Annotated in this window: 26 protein-coding genes; 15 read left to right on the forward strand and 11 right to left on the reverse strand. The window is 67.6% G+C overall.

Going from position 1 to position 24,462, the window contains the following annotated elements:
• Window positions 1–46: 46 nt before the first annotated feature.
• Complete coding sequence (mutL, locus tag CRO07_RS02295; RefSeq protein ID WP_097029081.1) at window positions 47–1,870, forward strand: DNA mismatch repair endonuclease MutL; 1,824 nt, start codon at window positions 47–49, stop codon at window positions 1,868–1,870.
• Window positions 1,867–2,991: a DNA recombination protein RmuC gene (locus CRO07_RS02300; RefSeq protein ID WP_097029082.1), complete on the forward strand. Its 1,125-nt coding sequence runs from the start codon at window positions 1,867–1,869 to the stop codon at window positions 2,989–2,991. Before mutL ends, CRO07_RS02300 begins: the two co-directional genes overlap by 4 nt.
• A gap of 87 nt (window positions 2,992–3,078) precedes the next feature.
• Here the strand turns inward: CRO07_RS02300 and CRO07_RS02305 are convergent, their stop codons facing one another.
• Window positions 3,079–3,720: a ChrR family anti-sigma-E factor gene (locus CRO07_RS02305; RefSeq protein WP_097029083.1), complete on the reverse strand. Its 642-nt coding sequence runs from the start codon at window positions 3,718–3,720 to the stop codon at window positions 3,079–3,081.
• Between the two features lie 6 nt (window positions 3,721–3,726).
• A complete protein-coding gene (gene rpoE / locus CRO07_RS02310; RefSeq protein ID WP_176504482.1) occupies window positions 3,727–4,233 on the reverse strand; it encodes an RNA polymerase sigma factor RpoE in 507 nt (168 codons plus the stop codon).
• Window positions 4,234–4,522: 289 nt separating this feature from the next.
• Here rpoE and CRO07_RS02315 point away from each other — a divergent pair, with 289 nt between their 5' ends.
• The 7 genes from CRO07_RS02315 to CRO07_RS02345 all read left to right on the forward strand — a co-directional run bounded on the left by CRO07_RS02315 (window position 4,523) and on the right by CRO07_RS02345 (window position 11,538).
• Window positions 4,523–5,815: an NAD(P)/FAD-dependent oxidoreductase gene (locus CRO07_RS02315; protein WP_097029084.1), complete on the forward strand. Its 1,293-nt coding sequence runs from the start codon at window positions 4,523–4,525 to the stop codon at window positions 5,813–5,815.
• Window positions 5,812–6,561: a DUF1365 domain-containing protein gene (locus CRO07_RS02320; protein WP_097029085.1), complete on the forward strand. Its 750-nt coding sequence runs from the start codon at window positions 5,812–5,814 to the stop codon at window positions 6,559–6,561. Before CRO07_RS02315 ends, CRO07_RS02320 begins: the two co-directional genes overlap by 4 nt.
• The gene (locus CRO07_RS02325; RefSeq protein ID WP_097029086.1) at window positions 6,558–7,760 is read left to right on the forward strand and encodes an MFS transporter; all 1,203 of its coding nucleotides are present in this window, start codon (window positions 6,558–6,560) and stop codon (window positions 7,758–7,760) included. The genes CRO07_RS02320 and CRO07_RS02325 overlap by 4 nt, the downstream gene beginning before the upstream one ends.
• Window positions 7,761–7,764: 4 nt before the next feature.
• The gene (locus tag CRO07_RS02330; RefSeq protein ID WP_097029087.1) at window positions 7,765–8,325 is read left to right on the forward strand and encodes a DUF3833 domain-containing protein; all 561 of its coding nucleotides are present in this window, start codon (window positions 7,765–7,767) and stop codon (window positions 8,323–8,325) included.
• Window positions 8,322–9,059 (forward strand): SDR family NAD(P)-dependent oxidoreductase, encoded by a 738-nt coding sequence (locus CRO07_RS02335; protein WP_097029088.1) that lies wholly within the window; start codon window positions 8,322–8,324, stop codon window positions 9,057–9,059. Before CRO07_RS02330 ends, CRO07_RS02335 begins: the two co-directional genes overlap by 4 nt.
• A gap of 443 nt (window positions 9,060–9,502) precedes the next feature.
• Entirely contained in the window at window positions 9,503–11,146 is a 1,644-nt protein-coding gene (locus tag CRO07_RS02340) for a phosphoethanolamine transferase (RefSeq protein ID WP_097029089.1), read from the forward strand.
• Window positions 11,147–11,157: 11 nt separating this feature from the next.
• Window positions 11,158–11,538, forward strand: a complete 381-nt coding sequence (locus CRO07_RS02345) for a diacylglycerol kinase (protein WP_097029090.1) — start codon at window positions 11,158–11,160, stop codon at window positions 11,536–11,538.
• Here CRO07_RS02345 and CRO07_RS02350 read toward each other — a convergent pair.
• The 4 genes from CRO07_RS02350 to CRO07_RS02365 form a co-directional block, all read right to left on the reverse strand.
• Complete coding sequence (locus tag CRO07_RS02350) at window positions 11,520–12,836, reverse strand: histidine kinase dimerization/phospho-acceptor domain-containing protein (RefSeq protein WP_097029091.1); 1,317 nt, start codon at window positions 12,834–12,836, stop codon at window positions 11,520–11,522. The genes CRO07_RS02345 and CRO07_RS02350 overlap by 19 nt on opposite strands.
• Window positions 12,833–13,492: a response regulator gene (locus tag CRO07_RS02355; RefSeq protein WP_097029092.1), complete on the reverse strand. Its 660-nt coding sequence runs from the start codon at window positions 13,490–13,492 to the stop codon at window positions 12,833–12,835. Before CRO07_RS02355 ends, CRO07_RS02350 begins: the two co-directional genes overlap by 4 nt.
• Window positions 13,493–13,841: 349 nt before the next feature.
• Window positions 13,842–15,164: an ATP-binding protein gene (locus tag CRO07_RS02360; protein ID WP_097029093.1), complete on the reverse strand. Its 1,323-nt coding sequence runs from the start codon at window positions 15,162–15,164 to the stop codon at window positions 13,842–13,844.
• Entirely contained in the window at window positions 15,161–15,820 is a 660-nt protein-coding gene (locus CRO07_RS02365; RefSeq protein ID WP_097029463.1) for a response regulator transcription factor, read from the reverse strand. Before CRO07_RS02365 ends, CRO07_RS02360 begins: the two co-directional genes overlap by 4 nt.
• A 136-nt stretch (window positions 15,821–15,956) precedes the next feature.
• On the opposite strand from CRO07_RS02365, the gene CRO07_RS02370 reads away from it, so the two are divergent.
• Window positions 15,957–16,271, forward strand: a complete 315-nt coding sequence (locus CRO07_RS02370) for a PepSY domain-containing protein (RefSeq protein WP_097029464.1) — start codon at window positions 15,957–15,959, stop codon at window positions 16,269–16,271.
• A gap of 6 nt (window positions 16,272–16,277) precedes the next feature.
• Window positions 16,278–16,454: a hypothetical protein gene (locus CRO07_RS18595; RefSeq protein WP_176504470.1), complete on the forward strand. Its 177-nt coding sequence runs from the start codon at window positions 16,278–16,280 to the stop codon at window positions 16,452–16,454.
• 396 nt (window positions 16,455–16,850) lie between these two features.
• Here the strand turns inward: CRO07_RS18595 and CRO07_RS02380 are convergent, their stop codons facing one another.
• From CRO07_RS02380 to CRO07_RS02390, 3 genes are all read right to left on the reverse strand, one after another.
• A complete protein-coding gene (locus tag CRO07_RS02380; protein WP_097029095.1) occupies window positions 16,851–17,906 on the reverse strand; it encodes a saccharopine dehydrogenase in 1,056 nt (351 codons plus the stop codon).
• Complete coding sequence (locus CRO07_RS02385; RefSeq protein WP_097029096.1) at window positions 17,903–18,148, reverse strand: WGR domain-containing protein; 246 nt, start codon at window positions 18,146–18,148, stop codon at window positions 17,903–17,905. Before CRO07_RS02385 ends, CRO07_RS02380 begins: the two co-directional genes overlap by 4 nt.
• Window positions 18,149–18,223: 75 nt before the next feature.
• On the reverse strand, window positions 18,224–18,436 hold the full coding sequence (locus CRO07_RS02390) for a hypothetical protein (RefSeq protein ID WP_097029097.1): 213 nt from the start codon (window positions 18,434–18,436) through the stop codon (window positions 18,224–18,226).
• A gap of 478 nt (window positions 18,437–18,914) precedes the next feature.
• Here CRO07_RS02390 and CRO07_RS02395 point away from each other — a divergent pair, with 478 nt between their 5' ends.
• Entirely contained in the window at window positions 18,915–19,613 is a 699-nt protein-coding gene (locus CRO07_RS02395; RefSeq protein ID WP_097029098.1) for a winged helix-turn-helix domain-containing protein, read from the forward strand.
• A 33-nt stretch (window positions 19,614–19,646) separates the two neighbouring features.
• Here the strand turns inward: CRO07_RS02395 and CRO07_RS02400 are convergent, their stop codons facing one another.
• Window positions 19,647–20,708: a quinone-dependent dihydroorotate dehydrogenase gene (locus CRO07_RS02400; protein WP_097029465.1), complete on the reverse strand. Its 1,062-nt coding sequence runs from the start codon at window positions 20,706–20,708 to the stop codon at window positions 19,647–19,649.
• The gene (locus CRO07_RS02405) at window positions 20,705–21,043 is read right to left on the reverse strand and encodes a DUF952 domain-containing protein (protein WP_097029099.1); all 339 of its coding nucleotides are present in this window, start codon (window positions 21,041–21,043) and stop codon (window positions 20,705–20,707) included. Before CRO07_RS02405 ends, CRO07_RS02400 begins: the two co-directional genes overlap by 4 nt.
• Before the next feature lie 150 nt (window positions 21,044–21,193).
• Between CRO07_RS02405 and CRO07_RS02410 the strand changes: the two genes are divergently transcribed.
• The 3 genes from CRO07_RS02410 (at window position 21,194) to CRO07_RS02420 (ending at window position 24,330) form a co-directional block, all read left to right on the forward strand.
• Window positions 21,194–22,762: a bifunctional metallophosphatase/5'-nucleotidase gene (locus tag CRO07_RS02410; protein WP_097029100.1), complete on the forward strand. Its 1,569-nt coding sequence runs from the start codon at window positions 21,194–21,196 to the stop codon at window positions 22,760–22,762.
• Window positions 22,763–22,817: 55 nt separating this feature from the next.
• Window positions 22,818–23,273, forward strand: a complete 456-nt coding sequence (locus CRO07_RS02415) for a response regulator (RefSeq protein ID WP_097029101.1) — start codon at window positions 22,818–22,820, stop codon at window positions 23,271–23,273.
• Window positions 23,274–23,421: 148 nt separating this feature from the next.
• Window positions 23,422–24,330 (forward strand): response regulator, encoded by a 909-nt coding sequence (locus CRO07_RS02420; RefSeq protein WP_176504471.1) that lies wholly within the window; start codon window positions 23,422–23,424, stop codon window positions 24,328–24,330.
• Window positions 24,331–24,462 lie beyond the last annotated feature (132 nt).

Genomic DNA, 24,462 nt, shown 5'->3' on the forward strand with positions numbered 1-24,462 from the left:
GCAGAGCCTGTGGCATGGCGGGACGAGTCGTGCTAGTTCTGGTGGCATGACCCTTGCCAGCCCCAACATAAGCCCCGCCCGTCCGGTGATCCGGCAACTGGACGAAGCCGCGATCAACCGGATCGCGGCGGGTGAGGTGGTGGAGCGCCCATCCTCGGCGGTGAAGGAACTGGTGGAAAACGCGCTGGATGCCGGCGCGCGGCGGATCGCGGTCGAGATTGCCGACGGCGGCAAGACGCTGATCCGGGTGACGGATGACGGCTGCGGCATGACGGCGGCCGACCTGCCGCTGGCCTTGTCGCGGCACGCCACATCGAAGATCGACGGATCGGATCTGCTGGACATCCGCTCGTTCGGGTTCCGCGGCGAGGCGCTGCCTTCGCTGGGGGCGGTGGGCCGGCTGACGATCACCTCGCGCGCGGCGGGGGAAGATGGCGCCTCGGTTGCGGTGACGGGGGGGCGCATCGGGCCGGTGCGGCCGGCGCCGCTGTCGGGCGGCACGGTGGTCGAACTGCGCGACCTGTTCTTCGCTACGCCGGCGCGGCTGAAGTTCCTGCGCACCGATCGCGCCGAGACGCAGGCGATTTCCGAAGTGATCCGCCGGCTGGCGCTGGCCGAGCCTTCGGTGGGATTTGCGCTGACCGATGTCTCGGGCGGCGAGCAGCGCAGCCTGTTCCGGGTCGAGCCGGAAACCGGCGATCTGTTCGACGCGCTGCATGGCCGGGTGGCCCGTGTGCTGGGCGCCGAATTTGCCGAAAATGCCCTGCGGATCGATGTCGATCGCGACGGGCTGGCGCTGATCGGTTACGCCGCGCTGCCGACCTATTCCCGCGGCTCGGCCGTGGCGCAGTTCCTGTTCGTGAATGGCCGGCCGGTGCTGGACCGGATGCTGATCGGCGCGTTGCGGGCGGGCTATATGGATGTTCTCAGCCGCGACCGGCACCCGGCGGCGGTGCTGAACCTGATCTGCCCGCCGGACCGGGTGGATGTGAACGTGCATCCCGCCAAGGCCGAAGTGCGCTTTCGCGAGACGGGCGAGGTGCGCGGGTTGGTGGTCTCGGCCTTGCGGCAGGCGCTGGCGGGGGCGGGGCATCGCGCCTCGACCACCGTGGCGGGCGAGACACTGGCGGCCTTCCGCCCCGAGCCTCCGCGGATCTATCAGATGGACCGCCCCTCGCAGCCGACCCTTGCGCGCAGCTTTGCCTTTCAGGCGCCGCCGCCGGCCATGCCGGGACTGGCCGAGGCGCCCCCCGCCGTCCGCACGGCCGAGCCGGCACCGACCGACGACGACCGCCCGCTGGGTGCCGCGCGGGCGCAGATCCATGAAAACTGGATCATCGCCCAGACCGCCACCGGCATGGTGATCGTCGATCAGCACGCGGCGCATGAACGGCTGGTCTATGAAAGGCTGAAACGCCAGCGCGACGGCGCAGGGATCGCGCGGCAGGCGCTGTTGATCCCCGAGATCGTCGAGCTTTCGCCCACCGACGCCGGCCGCCTGCTGGACGCGGCCGCGCCGCTGGCCGATCTTGGGCTGGTGATCGAACCCTTCGGCGGCTCGGCGGTGGCTGTGCGCGAGGTGCCGGCGATCCTTGGCCGTCTGGATGCCGCGGCGCTGCTGCGCGACATCCTGGACGATCTGGCCGAGACCGGCGCCAGCGACCGGCTTCAGGCGCGGATGGATGCGGTGTTAAGCCGGATGGCCTGCCATGGCTCGGTCCGGTCGGGGCGGCAGCTGCGGGCCGAGGAAATGAACGCGCTGCTGCGCGAGATGGAGGCCACGCCGCTGGCCGGCCAGTGCAACCACGGCCGCCCGACCTATGTCGAGCTGAAGCTGGCCGATATCGAACGGCTGTTCGGGCGGCGATGATCGTCATCGGCGGCCAAAGTTACGCCCTGAACGATCCGCTGGTTCTGGCCGCGGCGGGGGGGGCTGTTTTTGTTGTGCTGCTGCTGATCTGGCGTGCGGGGGCGCGGGGCTCGGCGCCGGTGCTGCGCGAACTGGGCTGGCTGGCGCAACAGGTGCAGATGCTGTCGGACGGGCAGGAGCGGCTGGCGGGCGGGCTGCACCATGTCTCGGACGCGCAGGCCGCCAGTCAGGGCGCGATGCTGCAACTGATGGAGCGGCGGCTGGCCGAGGTGCAGCGCGGCATGTCCGAAAGCCTGCACGGAACGGCGGTGCGCACCGCGCGCTCGCTCGGTGATCTGCACCAGCGGCTGGAAACCATCGACCGCGCGCAGGCCAACATCGAGAAACTGTCGGGCGACGTGCTGGGCTTGCAGGACATCCTGTCGAACAAGCAGACCCGCGGCGCCTTTGGCGAGATCCAGCTGCATGACATCGTGAAGAAGGCGCTGCCTCCTGACAGCTATACGATGCAGGCCACGCTGTCGAACGGCCGCCGCGCCGATTGCCTGATCCACCTGCCCGAGCCGCCGGGCCCGATCGTGATCGATTCGAAATTCCCGCTGGAAGCCTATGAGATGCTGCGCCAGGCCGAAGGCCCGGCCGAGACAATGGAGGCGCAGCGCCTGATGCGGGTGGCCGTGCGCGCCCATATTCGCGCGATCGCCGAGAAATACGTTCTGGATGGCGAGACGGCCGACGGTGCGATGCTGTTCCTGCCGTCCGAGGCGGTCTATGCCGAGTTGCACGCCAATTTTGGCGATATCGTGCGCGAAGGCTTCGCGGCGAAGGTCTGGATCGTGTCGCCCACCACCTGCATGGCGGTGCTGAACACGATGCGGGCGGTTCTGAAGGATGCGCGGATGCGGGCGCAGGCGGGGGCGATCCGGCGCGAACTGGCAGAGCTTGGGCGCGAGATTGACCGTCTGGTGGAAAGGGTCGGCAACCTGGACCGGCATTTCGCGCAAGCCGCGCGCGATGTCGAGGAAATCCGCACCTCTGCCGGCAAGGCGGGCAAGAAGGCGCGCCGGCTGGACAATTTCGACTTCGAGGAACTGGCCCCGTCTCGCGACGCCGCCGAATAGCGCCGGCTGCCGGGCTGGGTCTGTTGGACCCAGGCCCTTACGGTGCGGTTGGGGCCTGGGTCCCGCAGGCGTGTTGCCGGCTGGCGCCTAGATCCGCACGAAGGGTTGGACCAGCCGCGGCAGCAGGCTGTTGAAGCGCAGCGGCGCGTCGGTCGCGGCAAGGCAGATGCAATCGGGGCCGGGTTCGGCCACGGGCGTATGTTCCATCTCTTCGTCGGCGATTTCCAGATCGCCGGGGCCGAAGCGGTCGGTCTCGTCGCGGAAGGCGCCTTGCAGCACCAGTGTCAGCTCCATCCCGCGGTGACCATGGTCGGGCACCGACTGGCCGCCCGGAATCCACAGCAGCCGCGCGACGGCCTCGCGCCCGGTGGGCAGAATCGCCTGACGCACGCCGCCGCCGAGGGGGCGCCAGCGCACCGTATCAAGGCTGCCGCCGATATAGTCCGACAGCGGCGCGGGCACGCGCGGATCGCGGCGGGGGATGGGCCTTTGGATCTCGATCCGGCGATCAAGCCGGGCCATCACGGCGGCAAGGCTGCCTTCGGACATGGCTGCGGCGGGGGCCTCGTCCATCAGTGCGCCGCCCACGGCGTCAAAGGCGCCGGCACGGGCGCGGCAGTCGTCGCAGAGCGAAATATGGGTGGCCACGACCAGCCCGAAGGCCTCGGGCAGCGTTCCCGCCGCATGGGCCATAAGCAAAGAGTCAGAGATATGGTGCCGGATCGTCATGCTTGCTCAACTCATGTGAAGGCGCAGACGTTCCAGCGCCAGCCTTATCCGTGACTTGATCGTGCCCAGCGGCAGGCCGGTCTCGTCGGCCAGCTCCCGGTGCGAGAGGTCGCCGAAGAAGGCCCTTTCGATCAAGGCACGCTGTTTTTCCGGCAGGCTTTGCACGGCGCGGGTCAGGCGCGCGTTTTCCTGCTGCATTTCATAGACATCGGCCTGATCCGGTTCCGACTCGGGGCCCCAGAACAGCTCTTCCGGTTCCGGATGGCGCGCCTTGCGGATCGCATCGATGCGCCGGTTCCGGGCGATGGTGAAGATCCATGTCGAAAGCGATGCCCGCGACGGATCGAAAAGATGTGCCTTCTGCCAGACCACGGCCATGACATCCTGTGCGTATTCCTCGGCCTGTGCGCTGGCGGTGCCCGATTTCATCAGGAACCCCTTCACCCGTGGGGCGAAGTGCTGAAACAGCCGCGCAAAGGCCGTCTCGTCCCTGTGATCCCGGATCGCCAGCATCAGCGCCACCCAGTCCGTTTCTTCCGTTTGCCCCGTCACGTCGGCCTTCCGTTCGTCGCCTGCGGGAGAACATATGCCCCGGTTCTCCCGCATGCATCCGCTTTTTCGAGTGGGAAGCGACATGACAACGAACCTGATACGCGCCCTTCGTGTGACTGGATCACTGGCATGTCGCATCGGATCGATCTTTTTCCGCCCTTGGGGTGGTGGCAAAAAAACCTGCCCGCGGTTGATCCGCCGGGCGTCCGGCGCCGTATCAAGGTGAAGTCAAGCGGGAGAGTTGAGGGCCATGCCTTTCGAGACGTCTGAGTTCGCGCGTCGGCGCGTTGCGGTGATCGGTGCGGGGATCTCGGGGATGGCGGCGGCTCATTTGCTGGCGCGCGATCATTCCGTGGTGCTGATCGAGGCGGAAAAGCGTCTGGGCGGCCATGCCCGCACGGTGATTGCCGGCAAGCGCGGCGATCAGCCTGTGGATACGGGCTTCATCGTCTATAACAAGGTCAACTATCCGCATCTGACGCGGCTGTTCGACGATCTTCAGGTGCCGGTGGTGAAAAGCGACATGAGCTTTGGCGCCTCGGTCCGGGGCGGGCGGCTGGAATACGGCTTGAAGGATCTGGGCGCGGTCTTTGCCCAGAAGAAGAACGCGCTTGATCCGCGGTTTCTGGGCATGTTGATGGATATCCTGCGCTTCAACGCCCATGCGGCCGAACATGCTGACGATCCGGTGATGACGATCCGCGACCTGCTGGAACGGCTGGATCTGGGGGCATGGTTCCGCGATTACTATCTGCTGCCGGTTTCGGGGGCGATCTGGTCGACGCCGTCGCGCGGGATTCTGGATTTCCCGGCGCAGGCGCTGATCCGGTTCTTTCAGAACCACGCGCTGCTGTCGCATCGTGACCAGCACCAGTGGTATACCGTTGCCGGCGGTTCGGTCGAATATGTCAGCCGGCTTCAGGCGGCGATGGGTTCGGCGGGCGTGGACATGCGCACGGGGGCAGCGGTCGCCGGGGTGCGGCGCCTTCCCGACGGCGTGCAGGTCCGCTGCGAGGGTGGCGACTGGGAAGCCTTTGACGAGGTGATCTTTGCCACCCATTCCGACGACACGCTGCGCCTGCTGTCGGACGCCACGCCCGAGGAAAGCGCGGCGCTGGGCAGCGTGCGCTATCAGCCGAACCATGCGGTGCTGCATTCCGACACCTCGGTGATGCCCAAGCGCAAGGCCGCCTGGGCCTCGTGGGTCTATGTCGAGCCGGATGATCCGCAGGCGCCGATCGACATCACCTACTGGATGAACTCGCTTCAGCCGATCCCGCACGATGACCCGCTGTTTGTGACGCTGAACGGCAACCGCACCGTGCGCGAGGATCTGGTGCATGACGTGGTGACCTTCCGTCACCCGGTCTACGATCTGAACGCCCAACTGGGGGTGGCGGCGCTGCGGATGATGAACGGCAAGCACAACACCTGGTTTGCCGGCGCCTGGATGCGCAACGGCTTTCACGAGGATGGCTTTGCCAGCGCCGTCGATGTGGTCGAGGCGATGCGCCGCCGGATCGGCGTTGCGGTTGCGGCATGAAGGTCGAGCATATCGCAGGCGAGACCTTCCACGGCCGCAAGGGCGCCGTGGGAAACAGCTTTCGCTATGGGGTGGATTATCTGCTGCTTGACCCCGATGCGGTCGAGGGGCCTTCGCTGTTGTCGAAGAACCGCGGCAACCTGATTTCGGTGCATGAGACCGATTATGGTGGCGCGCCGGGCCAGGGCCGCGGCACCGCCTGGGTGCGCGAGGTTCTGGCCGCTCATGCGATGCCAGGGTCGGATCGCATCCTTTTGCTGACCCAGCCGCGGGTTCTGGGCCATGTGTTCAATCCGGTCAGCTTCTGGCTGTGCCACGATGACTGCGGCGAGTTGCGGACGGTGATCGCCGAAGTGTCCAACACCTTTGGCGACCGGCACTGGTATCTCTGCGCCAAGGAAAACGGCGCGCCCATCACCCGCGAGGATACGCTGGAGGCGACGAAGATCATGCATGTCTCGCCGTTCCAGCCGATCGAGGGCGGCTATCGCTTTCGCTTCGACATTGCGCCGGGGCGGGTGGGGATCTGGATCGACTTCAGCTTTCAGGGCGGCGGGCTCTATGCCACGCTGACCGGCAAGCGGGTGCCTCTGACCAATCGGGCGATCCTGCGCGCCTGCCTGCGCCGGCCGTTCGGATCGCGGCGGGTGCTGGCGCTGATCCATTGGCAGGCGCTGAAACTGGCGTTGAAGGGCGCGCGCTATCGCAGCCGCCCGACGCCGCCTGCGCAAGACGTCACCCGGTGAAGGCAGACCTTGCGCCGTGGTCGCTGTTCGCCGGCCTGATCGCGGCGGCCGGCCTGCCGATCTATATCCATGCGCCGAAGGTCTATGTCGATCAATATGGTGTGGGTCTGGGCGCGCTCGGCCTTGTTCTGGCAGGGCTGCGGCTGGTGGATGTGGTGCAAGACCCGGCGCTGGGCTGGCTGGCCGAGCGGACACGGGCGCGGCGCGGGGCGATGGTTGCGGGCGCGGCGGGGCTGATGGCGCTGGCGATGCTGGGGCTGTTTGCCGTGACGCCGCCGGTGGCGCCGCTGCTGTGGTTCGCGCTGGTGCTGACGGTGCTGTTTTCGGCGTTCTCGTTCCTGACCATCGCCTTTTATGCCGAAGGCGTGGGCAAGGCCCGCAGTCTTGGCCCCAAGGGGCACCTGCGGCTTGCCGGCTGGCGCGAAACCGGCGCGCTGGTGGGTGTCTCGGTCGCGGCGGTGGCGCCGGTGGTCTTGGGCAGTTTCGCCGCCTTCGCCTGGATCTTTGCCGGGCTGGCGCTGCTGGCTGTGCTGGCGATGCGGCGCGACTGGGCCGGCGCCGCGGCCGTGGCGCCGGATCTGCGCGGGCTGCTGGCCGATCCGATGGTGCGGCGGCTTTTGCTGCTGGCGCTGGTCAATGCGGCGCCGGTGGCGGTGACCTCGACGCTGTTTCTGTTCTTTGTCGAAAGCCGGCTTCAGGCGCCGGGGATGGAAGGCCCGCTGCTTTTGCTGTTCTTCCTGTCCGCCGCCGCCAGCGCCCCGGGCTGGAGCCGTCTTGCCCGCGGCATCGGCGCCAAGCGGACGCTGCTGGCGGGGATGGTGCTGGCGATCCTGTCCTTCATCTTTGCCTACACGCTGGGGGCGGGCGATGTGGTTGCCTTTGCGCTGATCTCTGCGGCCTCGGGGGCGGCGCTGGGGGCGGACATGGTGCTGTTGCCGGCGATCTTCGCGCGCCACCTGTCGGGCCGCGAGGGCGGCGAGGCGGCGGGCTTCGGCCTGTGGTCCTTCGCCTCGAAACTGGCGCTGGCGCTGGCGGCGGCAGGGGCGCTGCCGCTGTTGCAGCTGGCGGGCTTTACCCCCGGCGCGGGTGCGCCGGATCAGGCGCTGGCGCTGCTGTCGGTGCTGTATGCGCTGGTGCCCTGCGGGCTGAAGCTGCTGGCGATCGGCCTTCTTCTTGTGACCCCCATACCGGAGACCTGAACCCGTGATGTCTGTCCTGTTCCTTGCCCTGGGGTTCCTGCTGTGCCTTGGCCTTGTCATCCTGCGCGGGCGGGCCTTTGCCTTCGCGGGGCAGCAAAGCGCCGATTATGCCGCCAAGGGGCCGGTGCTGGATCTGCGGCGCGACCTGTCGGGGCCGATCCTGTGCGAAGGGGTGATCTATGGCCCGACCGGGCGGGTCACCTCGCGCTTTGTCGCTGACATGGAAGGGACGTGGCAGGGCAACACCGGCACCCTGACCGAACGCTTCCGCTATGACAGCGGCGCGGTCGATCATCGCGAGTGGCGCTTCAGTCTGGCCAACGATGGAACCCTGCGTGCAGACGCTGCCGATCTGGTGGGCACGGGCACCGGAAAAGCCGAAGGATCGGCGCTTTGCCTGCGCTATCGGCTGCGGCTTCAAGATGACGCAGGGGGGCATGTGCTGGATGTGATTGACTGGATGTACCTGCTGGAGAATGGCACGATCATCAATCGGAGCCAGTTCCGCAAGTTCGGGATCAAGGTTGCCGAGCTTGTGGCGACAATGCGACGGATCGAGAGATGAGAGATTTTGTTGGTAAACGGTATTGGCTCATCGGCGGCAGCGAGGGACTGGGCCTTGCGCTGGCGAAGAAGCTGAGCGGCGCCGGGGCAAAGGTTGTCCTGTCGGGCCGCGACGAGGCGCGTCTGGCCGAGGCGGTCGAGGCGATGCCGGGCCGCGCCGAGGCGGTGGCCATGGATGTGCGGTCGGACGAGTCGATCCGCGCCGCGCTGGAAAAGATCGGCGATGTCGACGGCATCGTGTTCAACGCCGGGGTCTACTGGCCAATGACGGCCCAGCAGTGGGACCGCGAACAGGTGGATGCCATGCTTGACATCAACCTGATGGGGCTGGTGCGGGTGGTGTCGGCGGTGCTGCCGGGGATGATCGCGCGTGACTGCGGGCATCTGGTGATCACGGGCAGCATCGCGGGGTTCCGCGGCCTGCCGGGGGCGATCGGCTATGCCGCCAGCAAGGCCGGCGTGGTCAGCCTGGCCGAATCGCTGCATGCCGATCTGCGTGGCACCGGGGTCGAGGTGCAGTTGGTGAACCCCGGCTTCGTGCGCACGCGGATGACCGACAAGAACAGCTTCCGGATGCCCTTCATCATGGAGCCCGAAGCCGCGGCGCTGTGCATGTTCGAGCACATGTGTTCGGACAACTTCCGCCGCAACTTCCCGGCGCTGTTCTCGGCATTCTTCCGGTTTTCGCAACTGCTGCCGGACGGGCTGTTCTTCCGTCTGGTCGGTCGGCGCTGAAGCTGGACCAAGAAGGGGGGCTGTCTGCCCCCCACCGCCCCATCGTCCCTGAAGGGGCAACCCCCAGCCATTACATACATGTTGATGGCCCCTGTGCGTCAGGGTGGATTATGATGCATTTTGATGGCGCCTTGGCGGCAGCTGTTCCGTTGAATCGTGGGCTGTTGGCGAAGAGGGCGGCAAGTGTCTCACGCTCCAAGGCCCAAATAAGATGGCGGCTCGGAAAAAACGTGGTCTTCCCATAACGTTAGCCGGCTTCGCGGTCAGTTCTTGTTGGCCCCCCCACTGCCGCGCATTCGGGGTGCCGCCTGATCCCCGGGATCGCCGTGGAAAGGCGGTCACCGGCGAACACGGCGTCGTAAATCCGAAGTTTTCCGTGCAAGTTCAGCCTCGCGTCAGCTTGCCCGATCAGCAGGAGCGGATCGGGCAAGAGGTCTATCCGGATGTTCCAATTCCAACTGCGCGCGGCCACCGCGCGCGTTCCTGTCGATTTCGCTGCAAGGGCGCTTCCCTCGGTCTTTCAGGTCAACCTGGTGGTGGCGGGGTTCCTTCTCGTTGCGGACAATGCCACCTTCTGGCGGCGCTGCCTCGACATCTTCGGGGCGGGTCCGCAGCTTGTTGTCTTCGGCGCGGCGATCTGGGCGCTGACCTTCTTCATCGTCGCGCTTTTCGGGATCGGGCCACTGCGGCGCCCGATGCTGGCGGCGCTTCTGATCCTCGGGGCCGCGACCGGATGGTTCCAGGACCGGCTGGGCGTGACCATCGACCGGGACATGATCGAGAACGTCGTCACCACAACCGTCGCCGAGGGGCGCCATCTCGTCACGCCGGGCTTCCTGCTCCATCTCGTGGCCTTCGGCCTTCTGCCCGCCCTTGTCGTGCTGCGCCTGCCGGTGCGGGACAAAGGGTGGGGCCGGTTCATGCGATCGACGCTTGCGGCCTGTCTGGCGCTGGCGCTTGGCGCGGGCCTGATTCTCAGCGATTTCAAGACCTTTTCGGCCGTTTTGCGCGAACGCAAGGATCTGGTCGCGGCCTGGCAGCCGGCAATGCCGATCGGCTCGGCCATCCGCTATGCAAAGCTGGCGCTGCGGACGCGCGACGTGGCGGTGGCGCCCCTCGGGCTTGATGCGCGGAAGGGGCCGCTGCTGGCCGCGGCGGAAAAGCCGGTGCTGACCGTTCTTGTCGTGGGCGAGACGGCGCGGGCGCAGAACTGGGGGCTGAACGGCTATGCGCGCGACACGACGCCGGAACTGCGCCGCCGCGGTGTCGTCAACTTCCCCGCGGTCGAAAGCTGTGGCACCGCCACGGCGGTCTCGATGCCCTGCATGTTCTCGGTCCTGTCGCGCAGCGGCTATAGCCAGGAGAAGGGCCTTGCGACCGAGAACCTGCTTGACGTGCTGGCCCATGCCGGTGTCGCGGTCGAATGGTGGGACAACAACACCGGCGACAAGGACATCGCGGCACGGGTCGCCTCGGCCCGCCTGCCCGAGGTTCGCGAGGCCTGCGCCGAGGGCGAATGCACCGATGCGGCCTTCCTGCCGCTGCTTGATCGGACGCTGGCCACGATCGATCGCGACACGGTCCTTGTGCTGCACCAGATCGGCAGCCACGGGCCGGCCTATCACCTGCGCTATCCGAGGGCGTTCGAGCGATTTTCGCCCGCCTGCCACAGCGCCGAGTTTTCGCGTTGCACCGACGAAGAGATCCGCAACGCCTATGACAACACCATCGCCTTCACCGACCATGTGCTGGCCGCGATGATCGACCGGATGGCGGCGCAGGACAGGGCGATCCCGGCGCTGGTCTATGTCTCGGACCACGGCGAGTCGCTGGGCGAGAACGGGCTGTATCTGCATGGCGCGCCGCGCTTCATGGCGCCCGAGACGCAGACCCGCGTGCCGATGGTGCTGTGGCTGTCCGAGCCGTTCCGCGCCGCGATGGCGCTGGATCAGGGGTGCCTGCGCGACCGCGCGGCGGAGCCCGCAAGCCATGACAACATGTTCCATTCGGTCCTTGGGCTGATGGACATCCGCACCACGGCGCGGGACGCGGCGCTTGACCGCGTCTCGACCTGCCGCGCGTCCTGAGGAGGCCGCCCATGACCGACCATGCCGATCTGCCCCGTCCGCCGCGCGCCGAGGGGGCGTCTCACCTGCTGGCCTCGGCCCGGCACTCGCTGGGCGGGCTGCGGCGTCTGTCACACGAGACGGCGTTTCGCCACGAGATGTTTGCCGGCGCCGCGGGCCTTGCGCTGCTGCTGGCAGCGCGGGCGAGCCTTGCCGAGATCATGGGCGCGGCCGTCCTTTTCCTGCTTTTGCTGGCCACCGAGGCGCTGAACACGGCGATCGAGGTGGTGGTGGACCATCTCGCCCCCGGCTGGGCCGAGTTCGCCCGCGACGCGAAGGATCTGGGCTCGCTGGCCGTCCTCTGCCTGATCGGCGCGAACCTCGCCTTCCTCGTCTATGCGCTGGCCACCTGAGGCGGGATCGCCCGCGCCTCGAACCCGTCGACGCGGCTCGGCGCGGGCGAGAGAAGGTCAAGCCGCCACCCCGCGCCCCGCGCGATCCCGGCCGCGATGGCAAGGCCAAGGCCCGACCCTTCGCGCGGGCTGGTGCCGCGCTGAAAACGCAGCGTGATCCGATCGAGCAGGTCCGGCGCGACTGGTGGCCCGCCGTTCGTGACGCGAAGGCCGCCGTCCCCCAGTGCCACCTCGACCGGCCCCTCGCCATGCAGCAGCGCATTTTCCACAAGGTTCCGCGCGAGGATCGCGAAGGCATCCGGGTCCAGCCGCGCCGCAAGCGGGCGGATGTCGCAGCGCAGCCGATGCCCTTCCGGCCCGTGCCGCGCGTCCTCGATCACAAAGCCCAGGATCGGCGCCAGATCCTGCGGCGCATCGCTCAGCACGCCCGCACCTTCGGCCCGCGACAGCTCCAGCAGCTTTTCGGACAGCCGGGCAAGGCGCTTCAGTTCCCGTTCAAGCCGTGCCGCCCGCGGCTGCAACGCCTCGGGCGCCTCGGCCATCAGCCGCTGGGCCTGCGCCAGCGCCGCGGCGATGGGGGTCCGCAGCTCGTGCGCCGCATTCGCGGTGAAGCTCCGCTCGGTCGCCAGCGCCCGGCCGAGCCGCGCCATCAGCCGGTCCACCGCATCGCGCAGCGGCAGAAGCTCGATCTGAAGTGACTGGGTGGCCAGCGGCCTCAGATCGGTCTCGTCCCGGCCCTGCACCTCGCACGAGAGATCGCCCAGCCGCGCCAGCCCCGCCCGGGTCCGCCACGCGACCAGCACCAGCGTCAGCGGCAAAAGCAGCAGAAGCGGCGCCAGAAAGGTCAGCAGCGTCTCGCGCACCGCCTCGCGCCGGTTCGCAAGCGGCTCGGCGATCGCAAGCGTCCAGCGCCCGCTTCGGTCCGACACGGCATAGAGCCGGTGGTCGGCGGTCGTCGAGAAGCCCGAGGGGGTCGGCCCGGCAAAGGTCGATGGCTCGGCATCCTGCGACCACACCAGCACCGTGCCATCGCGGTCGCGCACCATCCAGGTCAGGTTATCGCCGTGCTCACCGGCGTGCGCGATGCGGCGCGGCCTGGCGCCTGTGCTGGCGGGGTCGTCAGCCAATGCCAGCGTCAGCAGACGCTCGGCCGTCTCTTGCAGCGCGCTGTCGAAGGTCTCGTCCATCTCCTCGCGCACCACCCAGGCCGTGCCCAGCGTTGCCAGCGTCCAGGTCAGCACGATGCCCGCGGCAAGGCCCAGCGACAGATCGCGGCGCAGGCTGCGCGGGCGGCTCATTTCCGCACCAGACGGTAGCCCATGCCGCGTTGGGTCTCGATCCGGTCGCGCCCAAGCTTCTTGCGCAGGCGGCTGATGTAGACCTCGATCGTGTTGCTTTCCACCTCGGCGTCGAAGGCATAGAGCGTCTCTTCAAGCTGGCTTTTCGGGACCACCACGCCGGGCCGGCGGAGCAGCGTCTCGAAGATCGCCCATTCGCGCTGGCTTAGTGTGATCTCGCCCTCTGGCCCGTCGATCCGCCGGTCGGCCACATCGACCTGCAAGGGGCCGATCGCAAGGCGCGGATTCGGGTTCCCGGCATAGCGGCGCGAGACCGCCCCGATGCGGGCCGACAGTTCTGTGAGGTCGAAGGGCTTGACCATGTAGTCGTCGGCGCCCGCGTTCAGGCCGGCGATGCGGTCGGTCACCCGGTCGCGCGCGGTCAGGATGATCACCGGCATGGCATGTCCCCGCGCCCGAAGGCCGCGCAGGAAGTCGAGTCCGCTGCCATCCGGCAGGTTCAGATCAAGCAGGACGAGATCGTAGGCCGCGGTCGACATCGACGCCGCCGCATCGCCCACGCCGGTCATCCAGTCGGCGGCATGGCCTTCGGCGGCGATCTGGTCGCGGATCGCGCCGCCGAGGCCGGGATCGTCTTCAACAAGCAGGATGCGCATGGGGTCTCCTCCGCCACATCCTTCGTGGAGCGGGACCGGCGGCCGGTCAAGGGGCGGGCCGGCGCGGCCCTGGCCTGCCGCAATCTGTTTCTGGCTGGTCATTGATACGCCGCGCAGGATTTCGGAACGGCCTCGGTTCAAGCGGGAACACTCGGAAAAGGTGACGCCGCGGATGCGGGAAAGGGCCAAGGCCATGGCCAACCGCGTGGCCCGCCATGCCGGCGCCAAAAGCGAACCTTTGACGACGACTGAGACCTCGATCCGGCTTGCGACAGATCCCGGCCGCGCGCGGGGCGTGGCCGGGATCTGCCGCAGGAAGCCAAGGGCGGGATGGCGAGGCGAGCGCCGGTCAGTCCGGCAACCGGACCGTCGCCTCGAAGCCGTCGGCCCGGCCGGGGATCGGTGAGTGCAGGTCGAGCGTCGCGCCGGTGCGTTCGACGATCGCCCGCACAATGGAGAGGCCGAGGCCCGACCCCTCGCCCGCACCTGGCGCGCGTTCGAAGCGGCGGGTGAGGCCGGCGAGCGCATCGGGCGGAACCGGCGTGCAACCGTTGCGGACCCGGAGCCGTCGGTCCGGCGTCAGCGTGACCTCGACCAGAGCGCCGGACGCGCCGTGGCGCAGCGCGTTCTCGATCAGGTTGCGGCAGAGGATCGCGAAGGCGTCGGGGTCGATCCGGCTGGACACCGGCGTTTCGGGCAGGGTCAGCGCAAGGCGATCCCCCGCACCCGCGCGGGCGAAATCCTCGGCCACCAGCGACAGGATCGGGCGCAGGTCAATGGGCTGCTCGGCCAGCGCCCGGCCGCCCTCGGCCCGCGCCAGCTGCATCAGCTTGTTGGAGAGCCGCGTCAGCCGCTTCAGCGTCGTCTCGATGTCGGTGGCGCGCGCGGCGGCCTTGGGGTCCGAGGTCTCGATGCGGATGCGCTGTGCCTGCGCCGTGGCGCCGGCGACCGGCGTTCGCAACTCGTGCGCGGTATGGGCGGCGAAGGCCCGTTCCGCCTCGAACGCGGTGCGCAGCCGCGAAAGCAGCTGGTTCACCGCGGCTGCGACCGGCGCGATTTCGGCCGGCAGTCCGGCCTCGCCCACCGGGGCGAGGTCGCCGGCGCCGCGGCGGGCCAAGGCGTCGCGCAGGACCCGGACGGGGCGAAAGCTCCAACGGACCACCGCCACGATCCCGGCCAGCGCCAGCGGGATGATGACGACCAGCGGCAGCCCCAGCCCCATGCCCAGATCCCGCGCGATCCGGGCGCGGTGGGCAAGCGGTTCGGCCACGGCGATCGTCACCGTCCCCCGCAGCGCCAGATCGCAATAAAGCCGATGCGTCGCGGTCTGCGTGAAGCCCGGCGCGGCGCAGGGCGGGAAATCGGCGGGCTCTGCCCGGTGCGAGGCGATCAGCACCTGACCGCCTGCATCGCGCACGAGGTAGGTGTAGAACTCCTCGTGGGCGCGGAGCGCGGCGATGCGCTGGCTGGTTGCCGGCTCCTCGCGTCCCATGATCTCCATCACTGCGAGCGGCAGGATGCGCTGCGCCGTCTCCTCAAGTGTCGAATCGAACACCTCGTCCAGTTCGCCGTGCAGGATGCGCAAGGTCACGGTCGCGCTGCCGACCCAGAGCGCCGTCACCCCCACGCCGAGCATCAGCGCAAGGCGCGCCTGAAGCGAGCGCACCCTCATGGGCAGCCGAGCTTGTAGCCAAGGCCACGCACCGTCTCGATCACCGTATGGTCAAGCTTGCGGCGCAGGCGGCTGACATAGACCTCGATGGCGTTGCTTTCGACCTCGGCATCGAAGGACCAGAGCCGCTCTTCCAGTTGCGCTTTTGACAGAACCTGGTTCGGGCGGGACAGGAACGCCTCGAACAGCACCCATTCGCGGGCGGTAAGCGGGATCGGCCGGCCCTCACGGCGGATGCTGCGGGCGGCGAGGTCCACCTCGAACGGGCCGACACGGATGAGCGGGTTGGGGTTCCCCGAATAGCGCCGCGCGACCGAGCCGATGCGGGCGGAAAGCTCGGCCAGATCGAAGGGCTTTACAACGTAGTCGTCGGCGCCCGCATTCAGCCCGTCGATCCGCTCGGTGATCTGGTCGAGCGCGGTCAGGATGATCACCGGCGTCGTGTCGCCCCGCGCGCGCCGCCCCCGCAGGAACGGAATGCCAAGCCCGTCGGGCAGCATGAGATCCAGCAGAATCAGGTCGTAGGCCGCGACGGCCAGCGCGTCGGCGGCCTCGGACAGCCGCCGCGCCCGGTCGATCGTGTGCCCATCGTCGGCGACGTGGTCCGCCACCGCATTTCCCAGAACCTCGTTGTCTTCAACCAGCAGGATGCGCATGTCACTCTCGATACCGTTCCCGGTCATATTCGGCCGCTTGCCTGACGGCATGCTGACAGCTTTTCCTGCCGCCTGTCAGGTGGCCGTAAGGCGCGCCGGGGATAAGGGCGGGGACGATCCCATGGAGGCGAACAGGATGAGGTCCGGACTGCCGACGATGGCGATGTTTGCGATGGCTCTGGCGACGTCGGCATGGGCCGACGACGACTGCAACGTGCCGGTGGCCGACTGGCAACCCCGTTCCGCAGTCGAGGCGCTGGCGGTGACCGAGGGCTGGACGATCCGGCGGCTGAAGGTGGACGACGGCTGCTACGAGATCAAGGGCTGGGATCGCGACGGTATCAAGGTCGAGGTGACGCTCGATCCGGCTACGCTGGCAGTGATCGAGATCGAGACCGACCACGACGACGGGCGGAATGGCCGGGACCGTCCGGACAAGCAAAAGGAGTAAAAGAACATGATCCGCGTCTGGGATCTTGTCGTGCGCCTTTTCCATCGGGGCCTTGCCGCCTGTTTCGCGCTGGCCTGGCTGACCGCCGAAGAGGCGCAGGGCGCACACGAATGGTTGGGCTATGGCGCCGCGATGAGTGCGTTTCCTGCCGGAGTGAAGGTCTGGATCGCCGCATGGCTCTGATCGCGCGCCACAGGGGGCATCCTGAACGATGCCGATCCGCAGCCGATGCCGGCAGGCCAGCAGGCGATGAAGGCAGCGCGCCACAAGGGGCATCCTGAACGATGTCGATCCGCAGCCGATGCGTCAGATCGCGGTGCCGCGGAAGATCAGGCTCGACCGGCTGCATGAGGTGGCCCAGGCCGCGATGGGCGGGGCAGAGACCCTCCACGGCCTACGCCGGAGGGGTCTGGTTTATTGCTGCCTGAATCACCAGCCTCGAAAAGATGGTGAAGTCGGGAATGATCCGTCCGGCGGCGTGATACGAGGTCGCGCCGGGGGCGCGGCCTCTGACATGTATCGTCATGGCTGGGGTGCCCCCGACCCCGGGATATTGAGCCAGACTGAAGGCAGACGGCATCAGGCCGTGGCTGCGTGGCGGTCAAATTCGGTTCTTGCGCGGGCCCAGACGCCTTGATCCAGTTCGGCAAGGGCAAGAAGCGACGGCAGAAGCTGGGCTGCGTAATCCTCGCTGCTTTCGAGGGGCAGAAGCGAGGGCAGGTTGTCGATTGCCATTACGTCAAGTGGCGGGTCGGCATGGGTGCGCAGTGCGGGTGCCGTCCAGCTGGTGGTGCGATCGTAGACCTTGACCGGCGAAAAGTCCGAGGTCGGATCGCAGGCGATGTCGCCGATGACCCGCAGGGCGCGGGGGGCGGCAGAGGCATCTGCCGGGACAAAGACCGGGCAGCCGGGGCGGGCGAGGATGCAGTTTAGGAAGATCTCATGCGTCAGCACCTCGGGGAAGGGGCCGCCGTGGGCGGTTTCTTCCATGTCCCAGCGGGTGACGGCAAGGCCCATCGATTCGCAGAGATCCGCGGCGCCGGTGCCGACGCGGCCTTTGGCGCCGATCACCAGCGCGCGGGGTTGTGCGGCGCCCGAGGCGGCCAGTTCGGCGGCAAGGTCGGCCAGAAGCGCCTCGCGGTTCGGCCAGGTCGAGACCGGATCGCAGATCCCGCCGCGCGCTTGCGCCGCCCAGCATTTCAGCGCGACGGCGGCGCCGGCGTAGCCGGCCCAGTAGCCGAAGGCGGCGACGCGGCGGCCGCTGTCATCGACCAGAGATTCAAGGTCGTAAAGCGTCCCGCCGCCCGCCTTGAATCGTTGCAGCAGGATGCGGCCTGCGGGTTGGCCCTTGTAGGCATGGCCGAACAGGATGTGGCGGTGGGGCAGGGGCGTGCCGTCTTCGGGCAGTTCCTTCAAGCCGAAGATGATCGCGTCGCGGGGCGCGTCGGGCCACGAGCTTTCGGGCGCGATGGCGCAGCCGGCGGCGGCATAGCCCTCGATCGAGATGGCACGGCTGCGGCTGGCCTCGATCGTGACCGCGATGCCGCGGGCGATCAGCGCGGCTGCGCCTTCGGGGGTCAGTCCGACCCGTTCCTCGTTCGGCCGCTGTTCGGCCCGGACCCAGAGATGCGTCATGCGCTGCTTTCGATGCTGGTGCGGTAGCCGCGGCGCCGTGCGCGCTGATGCCAGCGTTCTGCGGCAAGGCAGGCTTCGCGCAGGTTTGAGAACCATGTGACCAGCCGGCGTCCGGTGCCGCGTGCGCCGCGGCGTCCCCATTCGCGCAGGACGGTATATTCGCCAAACAGGTTATAGCCGAGTTCGACGCGGTAGAACCGGCCGGTTCCGTCGGTCTCGCGCAGGCAGAGGTATGTCAGCATCTGGGGCCTCCGATAGCGGTCACGCCGCTAGGAATACCAGATATGCGACCGTAGGACAGCGGAAATGGGGCGTGGTCAGCGCCGGTCTTCGTCGGTTTCGGGACGAAAGCGGCCGCCGCAGCCGGTTGTGCGGGGGGCCGGGGACTGGATCGAGAACAGCTCGCGCATCTCATCGCGGGTCAGCAGTTTCGGTTCGGCGGCGGCGTCTGTGCGGGGCTTCCGGCGGAACGGCCAGGCGATGCTGAAGCCCTGCGTGCCGTCGGTCTTGAAGTCGAAGTCGTGTTTCAAGTGTCGTCTCCTTGGTCCTCGTCCGTGTGCGATCGGCCTGCCCCGGTGGCGAGTGCGCGCGCCCCCTGCGCCTCTCACCCCGAGAATGATTCGCGGCCCTTTCGCGCTATCCTGAGTAGTATACAAGTTTGCGACGAATGTGCGGCAGGTATGGCTAATTGCATACATCTGATGTTTTCCTGATCCATAGTGCAGAAATGCAACTATCGGCATAGTCGTAAGAAAATCAGTGCCTTGAAAGATTGTTGCGGGCGGGGTCTAAAGTTTGTAACGCGATTTCCGTTACAATCATTGCATACAAGTCCATCGGTTTGGGCGCCCGCAAGGTGGAAGGCCGCCTGTTGCGGGAATCGGTCCTTGGCAGGCGGGACGGTATGTTCCGTTGAAGCCATGTCCGCTGTGATGCCAGCGGTTGCCTTGGCCGGAAAACACGCTAAGGTTGTCTTCCTGATAAGAGTTGACGGTGAAGAGTGTTCGCATGACCCCATGCATTCTTGTGCTGGACGACGAGGCGTCGGTTCTGAAGCTGGTGCAGGAAACGCTTGAAGAGCGTGGGTGCCGGGTCATCCCCGCCCGCACGCTGCCGCAGTTTCGCAAGATCGATGCCGAAGAAGCGGTCGACCTTTATGTGATCGCCACCACGCTGGCGAACGGCAATGGCCTGTCGTTGGTCCGCGAATTGCGGCAGGCGTCCGATCGCGGGATCATCCTGCTTTCGGACCGACGCAACGAGGGCGACGGCCTGCACGGGCTGGAGATCGGCGCCGATGACGCGCTGGTGAAGCCGTTGCGCCAGCGCGAACTTGTGGCGCGGGTGACGGCGGTGTTGCGCAGGACCGGGAAGGCGGCGGCGGCGGCGCCCGTGCGGCCCCGGATCGACCATGAGTTCGAGGGCTATGCCGTCAGCCTTGTCGCCCGGCAGGTCTGGAACGCCGACGGGCAGGAGATCGCGCTGACCACATCGGAATTCGAACTGCTGGCGGCGCTGATCGCCCACCGCGGGCAGGTTCTCAGCCGCGATCAGATCATGAATGCGATCAAGGGCCGGCAGTGGGAAAGCTATGACCGCGTGGTGGATGGCATCATCAGCCGCTTGCGTCGCAAGATCCCGCCGAAGAAGGGGCGGCCGCCCTTCATCCGCACGGTGCATGGCGTGGGATACACCTTTACCGGCTGACCTGACGCGGCCCGCCGATGGCCCCCCGTCGGGTCAAAGCCAGTCGCCCCGCCCGGTGCCCGTTGCCTCGGCCACGGTGGCAAAACCGTCGCGTTCCAGCAAGGAGTCAAGACCGCGCGCAATGCGGGCGCCCAGGCCGATCCCTTCATAGACCATCGCGGTGTAAAGCTGCACCGCCGAGGCCCCGGCGCGGATCTTGGCATAGGCCTGTTCGGCGCTGGCGATGCCCCCGACGCCGATCAGCGGCAGGCGGCCCTCGGTCAGGTGCGACAGGCGGGCAAGCACCCGGGTCGATCGCTCGAACAGCGGTGCGCCGGACAGGCCGCCGGCCTCGCAGGCATGCGGGCTGCGCAGCCCTTCGCGCGAAAGGGTGGTGTTGGTGGCGACGATGCCGGCGATGCCCGAGGCAAGGGCCACTTCGGCGATCTCGGCCAGATCGTCGTCGGCAAGGTCGGGGGCGATCTTCAGGAACACCGGAACCGGCACCGCAAGGCCGGCCTGCACATCCATCACGCCGGCCAGCAGGGCAGCCAGCGCCTGTTTGCCTTGCAGATCGCGCAGCCGTTCGGTGTTGGGCGACGAGACATTGACCGTCGCGAAATCGACATGCGGCCCGCAAGCCGCCAGCACCGCGGCGAAATCGGCGGCGCGGTCGGCGCTGTCCTTGTTCGCGCCAAGGTTCAACCCCACCGGCACCGCCCCGCGCGGGCGCATCGCAAGGCGGGCGCAGATCGTGGCGGCGCCATCGTTGTTGAAGCCGAAACGGTTGATCGCGGCGCGATCCTCGGCCAGCCGGAACAGCCGCGGCTGCGGGTTGCCGGGTTGCGGGCGCGGGGTGGCGGCGCCCACCTCGATGAAGCCGAAGCCCGCCCGCATCAGCGCCGGAAGTGCCACCGCATTCTTGTCATATCCCGCCGCAAGCCCGACCGGATTGGGCAGGGTCAGCCCCGCCAGCGTGGTGCGCAGCCGGGCCGAGGTGACCGGCCCCGCCAGTGGCACAAGGTTCGCGCGCAGGGCCGACAACGACAGGTCATGGGCGCGTTCCGGGTCGATTCGGTGCAGCGCGGTCAGCGCCGCGCGTTCAAGAATGTTCACCACAGGCCCTCGGGGAAAATATGGCCGGTGGCGCCCAGCGGAAGGGATTTGTCCCAGACGACATCCTTCAGCGTCAACCGGCGGTAAAGATGCGGAAACAGCTGACCGCCGCGCGACGGCTCCCACTTCAGGGCGGGGCCGAGGGCGTCGGGGTTCAGCGCGACCAGAACAAGGTCGCTTTCCGTTGCGAAATGCTTTGCGGCGGTCTCGGCGACCTGTGCCGCGGTCGAGAAATGGATGAAGCCATCCGCCAGATCGACCGGCGCGCCTGCGGTTTCGCCGGCAAGGCGGAAGTCATCCCATTCGGCTCGGCGGAAAATCTTGAAGATCAGCATGCAAGCCTCATGCACCCTGCCTGCGCCCCGGTCAATACGGCGGATGGCCGGGCGCCCGCCGGCCTGCCCTTGCGTCATGTGCCTTCGGCTTTGACAACCGCGGGCGGGGCGCCCCACTCTGACCGCATTATCCGCAACAGGAGCATTGCCATGAAAGTCACCCTTCTCGCCTCGGCCGCGGTGATTGCGCTGGCCGCGGGGGCGGCGCGGGCCGAATTTGCGCTGACCATCCTGCATACCAATGATTTCCATGACCGTTTCGAGCCGATCTCGAAATCCGATTCGACCTGCGCCCCCGAAGACAATGCCGCGGGCGGGTGTTTCGGCGGCATCGCCCGGCTGGTGACGGCCGTGGCCGAGGCGCGGGCGAAAGGGGACGAGACGCTTCTGGTGGATGCGGGCGACCAGTTTCAGGGCTCTTTGTTCTACGCGCGCTACAGGGGCCAGTTGGCGGCCGAATTCCTGAACGCGCTGGGCTATGAGGCGATGGCCGTGGGCAACCACGAATTCGACGACGGGCCTGCGGTGCTGACCGAGTTCGCCCGCCAGCTTTCGGCGCCGCTGCTGATGGCCAATGCCGATCTGACGGCCGAACCCGCGTTGCGCGACGAGGTGGTGAAAGCGGCCGTGATCGAGAAGGCAGGCGAGAAGATCGGCCTTGTCGGGCTGGCGCCGCTGGATACCGCGGATCTGGCCAGCCCCGGCCCGAACGTGATCTTCACCGAGCCGGTTCAGGCCGCGCAGGCCGAGATCGACCGCCTGACCGCCGAGGGCGTGACAAAGATCGTGCTGCTGTCGCATCTGGGCCATGAGGCCGATCTGCGGATCGCGTCGGTGCTGACCGGGGTGGATGTGATCGTCGGCGGCCATTCCCACACCCTTCTGGGCCAGTTCGACGGTGCCGCCGGCCCCTATCCGGTGATGGTGGGCAAGGTGGCCATCGTCACCGCCTATGCCTATGGCAAGTATCTGGGCGAGTTGACGGTGACCTTCGATGACGCGGGCGAGGTGATCCGGGCCGAGGGTGCGCCGCGCCTGCTGGATGCGTCCGTGGCCGAGGATGCGGCGACGCTGGCCCGGGTGAAGGATCTGGCTGCCCCGCTGGAAGAGCTTCGCGCCCGGGTCGTGGCCGAAACCGCGGCCGAGATCGACGGCAGCCGCGAAAGCTGTCGCAGCGGCGAATGTGCGATGGGCAATCTTGTCGCCGATGCGATGCTGGATCGGGTCAAGGATCAGGGGATTGCGATCGCGATTGCGAATGGCGGCGGGCTGCGGGCCTCGATCGATCAGGGGCCGGTCTCGATGGGAGAGGTTCTGACGGTGCTGCCGTTCCAGAACACGCTGTCGACCTTCCGCATCAGCGGCCAGACCGTGCTGGCGGCGCTGGAAAATGGCGTCAGTCAGGTCGAAGAGGGTGCCGGCCGGTTTCCGCAGGTGGCCGGGTTGACATATGCCTTCGATCCGGCCGCCCCGGCGGGGGCGCGGGTGTCGGATGTGCAGGTGATGGTGGATGGCGGCTGGCAGCCGCTTGATCCCGCCGCGACCTACGGGGTGGTGTCGAACAACTATGTCCGGCAGGGCGGCGATGGCTATGCCATGCTGGTGCAGGCCGCCGATGCCTATGATTTCGGCCCGGATCTGGCCGAGGTCACCGCCGAGTATCTGGCCGCCCGCACGCCCTACAGCCCGGTGATCAAGGGCCACATCACGCGCCGATAGTGCCTGCGTCGCATCACCGCGCCGGCCGCGCTTGCAGTGCCGGGGGCTGGCGCGGATGATCGGTCCTGTATCGTCGGGGAATGTTGCGCTGAGTTTTCTGGACCATCTTTTGGGGCTGCGGTGGCCCCGCCGTCCCGGATGTTTTTCGCGCCGTCGGTTCCTGCTGGCCGACGACAGTGCCGCGATGCGCTTTCTGCTGCGCGAGTATCTGGCGCCGACCGGGGCCGATCTGGTTCTGGTTGCCGATGGCCGGCAGGCGGTCGAGGCCGCCGCGGCGCATCGGTTCGATCTGCTGCTTCTTGATCTGTCGATGCCTGAACTGGATGGCGCCGGCGCGCTGGCCCATATCCGTGCCGGTGGTCGGCCCACGGTGCCCGCGGTGGCCGTCACCGCCGAAAGCGCCCCGGATGAGGTGGCCGCCGCCCTTCGGGCCGGGTTCGCCGCCCTTATCGCCAAGCCTGTCCAGCGTGAGAAGTTGCTTCAGACGATCGGAAGCCTGATCCACAGTTGAGTAAACTTGCCTGAAAGGCGAATAGGCAATAATCCGCCAATCTTTTGATAATTCTCATACCAATACGTCAAAATTACGCTCTTTTTAGAGCGATTCGCGTTACGGTTGACGTCAGGTCGGCAATCCGGGGCGAAGCAAGATGACGAAGATGCGGCTTCTGCTGATCGACGGCGACCCGGGCTATGTTCTGGCGCTGCGCCATGTGCTTGATCTGATGGGGTTTTCCGATCCCGATTGCACTGCCACCGCGCGCGAGGCGTTGCGCCTTCTGGGCCGGGGTGAGCGGTTCGATTGCATCATCCTTGACCTTGCGCTGCATGGGGGCGCGGCCGCGCTCTGCCGGCGTATCCGGCTTTTGCCTGAACATGCCGCGACGCCGATCCTGTTGACCGTCGGCCACGAAGGCGCGCCCGAACTGTCCGAGGCGCTGGCGGCAGGCGCGTCGGATTACATCTCGCGCATGCTTGATCCGGTGGAATTGCGGGCTCGGCTGGGGATGGCGGCGCGGATCGCCGACGAACGCCGCCGCAGCGCCGAGCTGGACCGCCGCCTGCGCGGCCTTGCCGCCGCCGGCTTTTCCGATCCGCAGCCGGTTCTGGGCGTGCCGGGAATGCTGGATCTGGACGGCTTTCGCGATCAGTTGCGGCTGGGGCTGCGCGACCGCACCGCCATTGCCTTCCGCATCGGCAATGCCGGCGCCATCGCGGCCGAAGCGACGCCGCAGCAATATCAGGACATGCTGTTTCATGTCGCCTCGGTGATCCTGCACCGTCTTGGGCCGCAGGGCCTGTTGCTGGCCCATGCCGGCCATGGCGAGTTTGTGGGCCTGCTGCCCGACCCGCCGCCCGAATGCCCCCATCGGCTGGCCGGGGAACTGGCCGCACTTCTGGCCGACCGTGCCCGGATCTACGACCGGCTTGGCGTGCCGATGCCGGTGCTTCAGGTCGGCAAGCCGATGCGCCGCGGCTTCTTTGTGCGCGGCACGCCGGAACGTCTGCTGACCCGCGCCCGCGAAACGCTGCGCCGCCCGGCCCCGGTGCCGGCGGTCGCTCTCTGACCGGCGATCTGCCCAATTCGCGGGCATTTTCCGCCGCGGCGCCGGCTTTCTCGCCGGGGTATCCTGATAGGTCATTGGCAGTCCTTGCGGTTCCGTGAAACCGTCGGGGCAATCGCGACTACGGAAGAAGCA

Origin of the sequence: Cereibacter ovatus (assembly GCF_900207575.1) — a bacterium.
Classification (GTDB): domain Bacteria; phylum Pseudomonadota; class Alphaproteobacteria; order Rhodobacterales; family Rhodobacteraceae; genus Cereibacter_A; species Cereibacter_A ovatus.

What these genes read in the sequence shown, in the direction of transcription:
- CRO07_RS02355 (WP_097029092.1), bottom strand. Translation starts at nt 13,492, where the DNA reads ATGCGCATCCTGCTTGTTGAAGACGATCCCGGCCTCGGCGGCGCGATC.
- CRO07_RS02305 (WP_097029083.1), bottom strand. Translation starts at nt 3,720, where the DNA reads ATGACGATCCGGCACCATATCTCTGACTCTTTGCTTATGGCCCATGCG.
- CRO07_RS02320 (WP_097029085.1), top strand. Translation starts at nt 5,812, where the DNA reads ATGAAGGTCGAGCATATCGCAGGCGAGACCTTCCACGGCCGCAAGGGC.
- CRO07_RS02380 (WP_097029095.1), bottom strand. Translation starts at nt 17,906, where the DNA reads ATGACGCATCTCTGGGTCCGGGCCGAACAGCGGCCGAACGAGGAACGG.
- CRO07_RS02410 (WP_097029100.1), top strand. Translation starts at nt 21,194, where the DNA reads ATGAAAGTCACCCTTCTCGCCTCGGCCGCGGTGATTGCGCTGGCCGCG.
- CRO07_RS02345 (WP_097029090.1), top strand. Translation starts at nt 11,158, where the DNA reads ATGACCGACCATGCCGATCTGCCCCGTCCGCCGCGCGCCGAGGGGGCG.
- CRO07_RS02395 (WP_097029098.1), top strand. Translation starts at nt 18,915, where the DNA reads ATGACCCCATGCATTCTTGTGCTGGACGACGAGGCGTCGGTTCTGAAG.
- rpoE (WP_176504482.1), bottom strand. Translation starts at nt 4,233, where the DNA reads ATGCTGGCGATCCGGGATCACAGGGACGAGACGGCCTTTGCGCGGCTG.
- CRO07_RS02335 (WP_097029088.1), top strand. Translation starts at nt 8,322, where the DNA reads ATGAGAGATTTTGTTGGTAAACGGTATTGGCTCATCGGCGGCAGCGAG.
- CRO07_RS02385 (WP_097029096.1), bottom strand. Translation starts at nt 18,148, where the DNA reads ATGCTGACATACCTCTGCCTGCGCGAGACCGACGGAACCGGCCGGTTC.
- CRO07_RS18595 (WP_176504470.1), top strand. Translation starts at nt 16,278, where the DNA reads ATGATCCGCGTCTGGGATCTTGTCGTGCGCCTTTTCCATCGGGGCCTT.
- mutL (WP_097029081.1), top strand. Translation starts at nt 47, where the DNA reads ATGACCCTTGCCAGCCCCAACATAAGCCCCGCCCGTCCGGTGATCCGG.
- CRO07_RS02370 (WP_097029464.1), top strand. Translation starts at nt 15,957, where the DNA reads ATGAGGTCCGGACTGCCGACGATGGCGATGTTTGCGATGGCTCTGGCG.
- CRO07_RS02340 (WP_097029089.1), top strand. Translation starts at nt 9,503, where the DNA reads ATGTTCCAATTCCAACTGCGCGCGGCCACCGCGCGCGTTCCTGTCGAT.
- CRO07_RS02360 (WP_097029093.1), bottom strand. Translation starts at nt 15,164, where the DNA reads ATGAGGGTGCGCTCGCTTCAGGCGCGCCTTGCGCTGATGCTCGGCGTG.
- CRO07_RS02350 (WP_097029091.1), bottom strand. Translation starts at nt 12,836, where the DNA reads ATGAGCCGCCCGCGCAGCCTGCGCCGCGATCTGTCGCTGGGCCTTGCC.
- CRO07_RS02300 (WP_097029082.1), top strand. Translation starts at nt 1,867, where the DNA reads ATGATCGTCATCGGCGGCCAAAGTTACGCCCTGAACGATCCGCTGGTT.
- CRO07_RS02315 (WP_097029084.1), top strand. Translation starts at nt 4,523, where the DNA reads ATGCCTTTCGAGACGTCTGAGTTCGCGCGTCGGCGCGTTGCGGTGATC.
- CRO07_RS02405 (WP_097029099.1), bottom strand. Translation starts at nt 21,043, where the DNA reads ATGCTGATCTTCAAGATTTTCCGCCGAGCCGAATGGGATGACTTCCGC.
- CRO07_RS02365 (WP_097029463.1), bottom strand. Translation starts at nt 15,820, where the DNA reads ATGCGCATCCTGCTGGTTGAAGACAACGAGGTTCTGGGAAATGCGGTG.
- CRO07_RS02415 (WP_097029101.1), top strand. Translation starts at nt 22,818, where the DNA reads ATGATCGGTCCTGTATCGTCGGGGAATGTTGCGCTGAGTTTTCTGGAC.
- CRO07_RS02420 (WP_176504471.1), top strand. Translation starts at nt 23,422, where the DNA reads ATGCGGCTTCTGCTGATCGACGGCGACCCGGGCTATGTTCTGGCGCTG.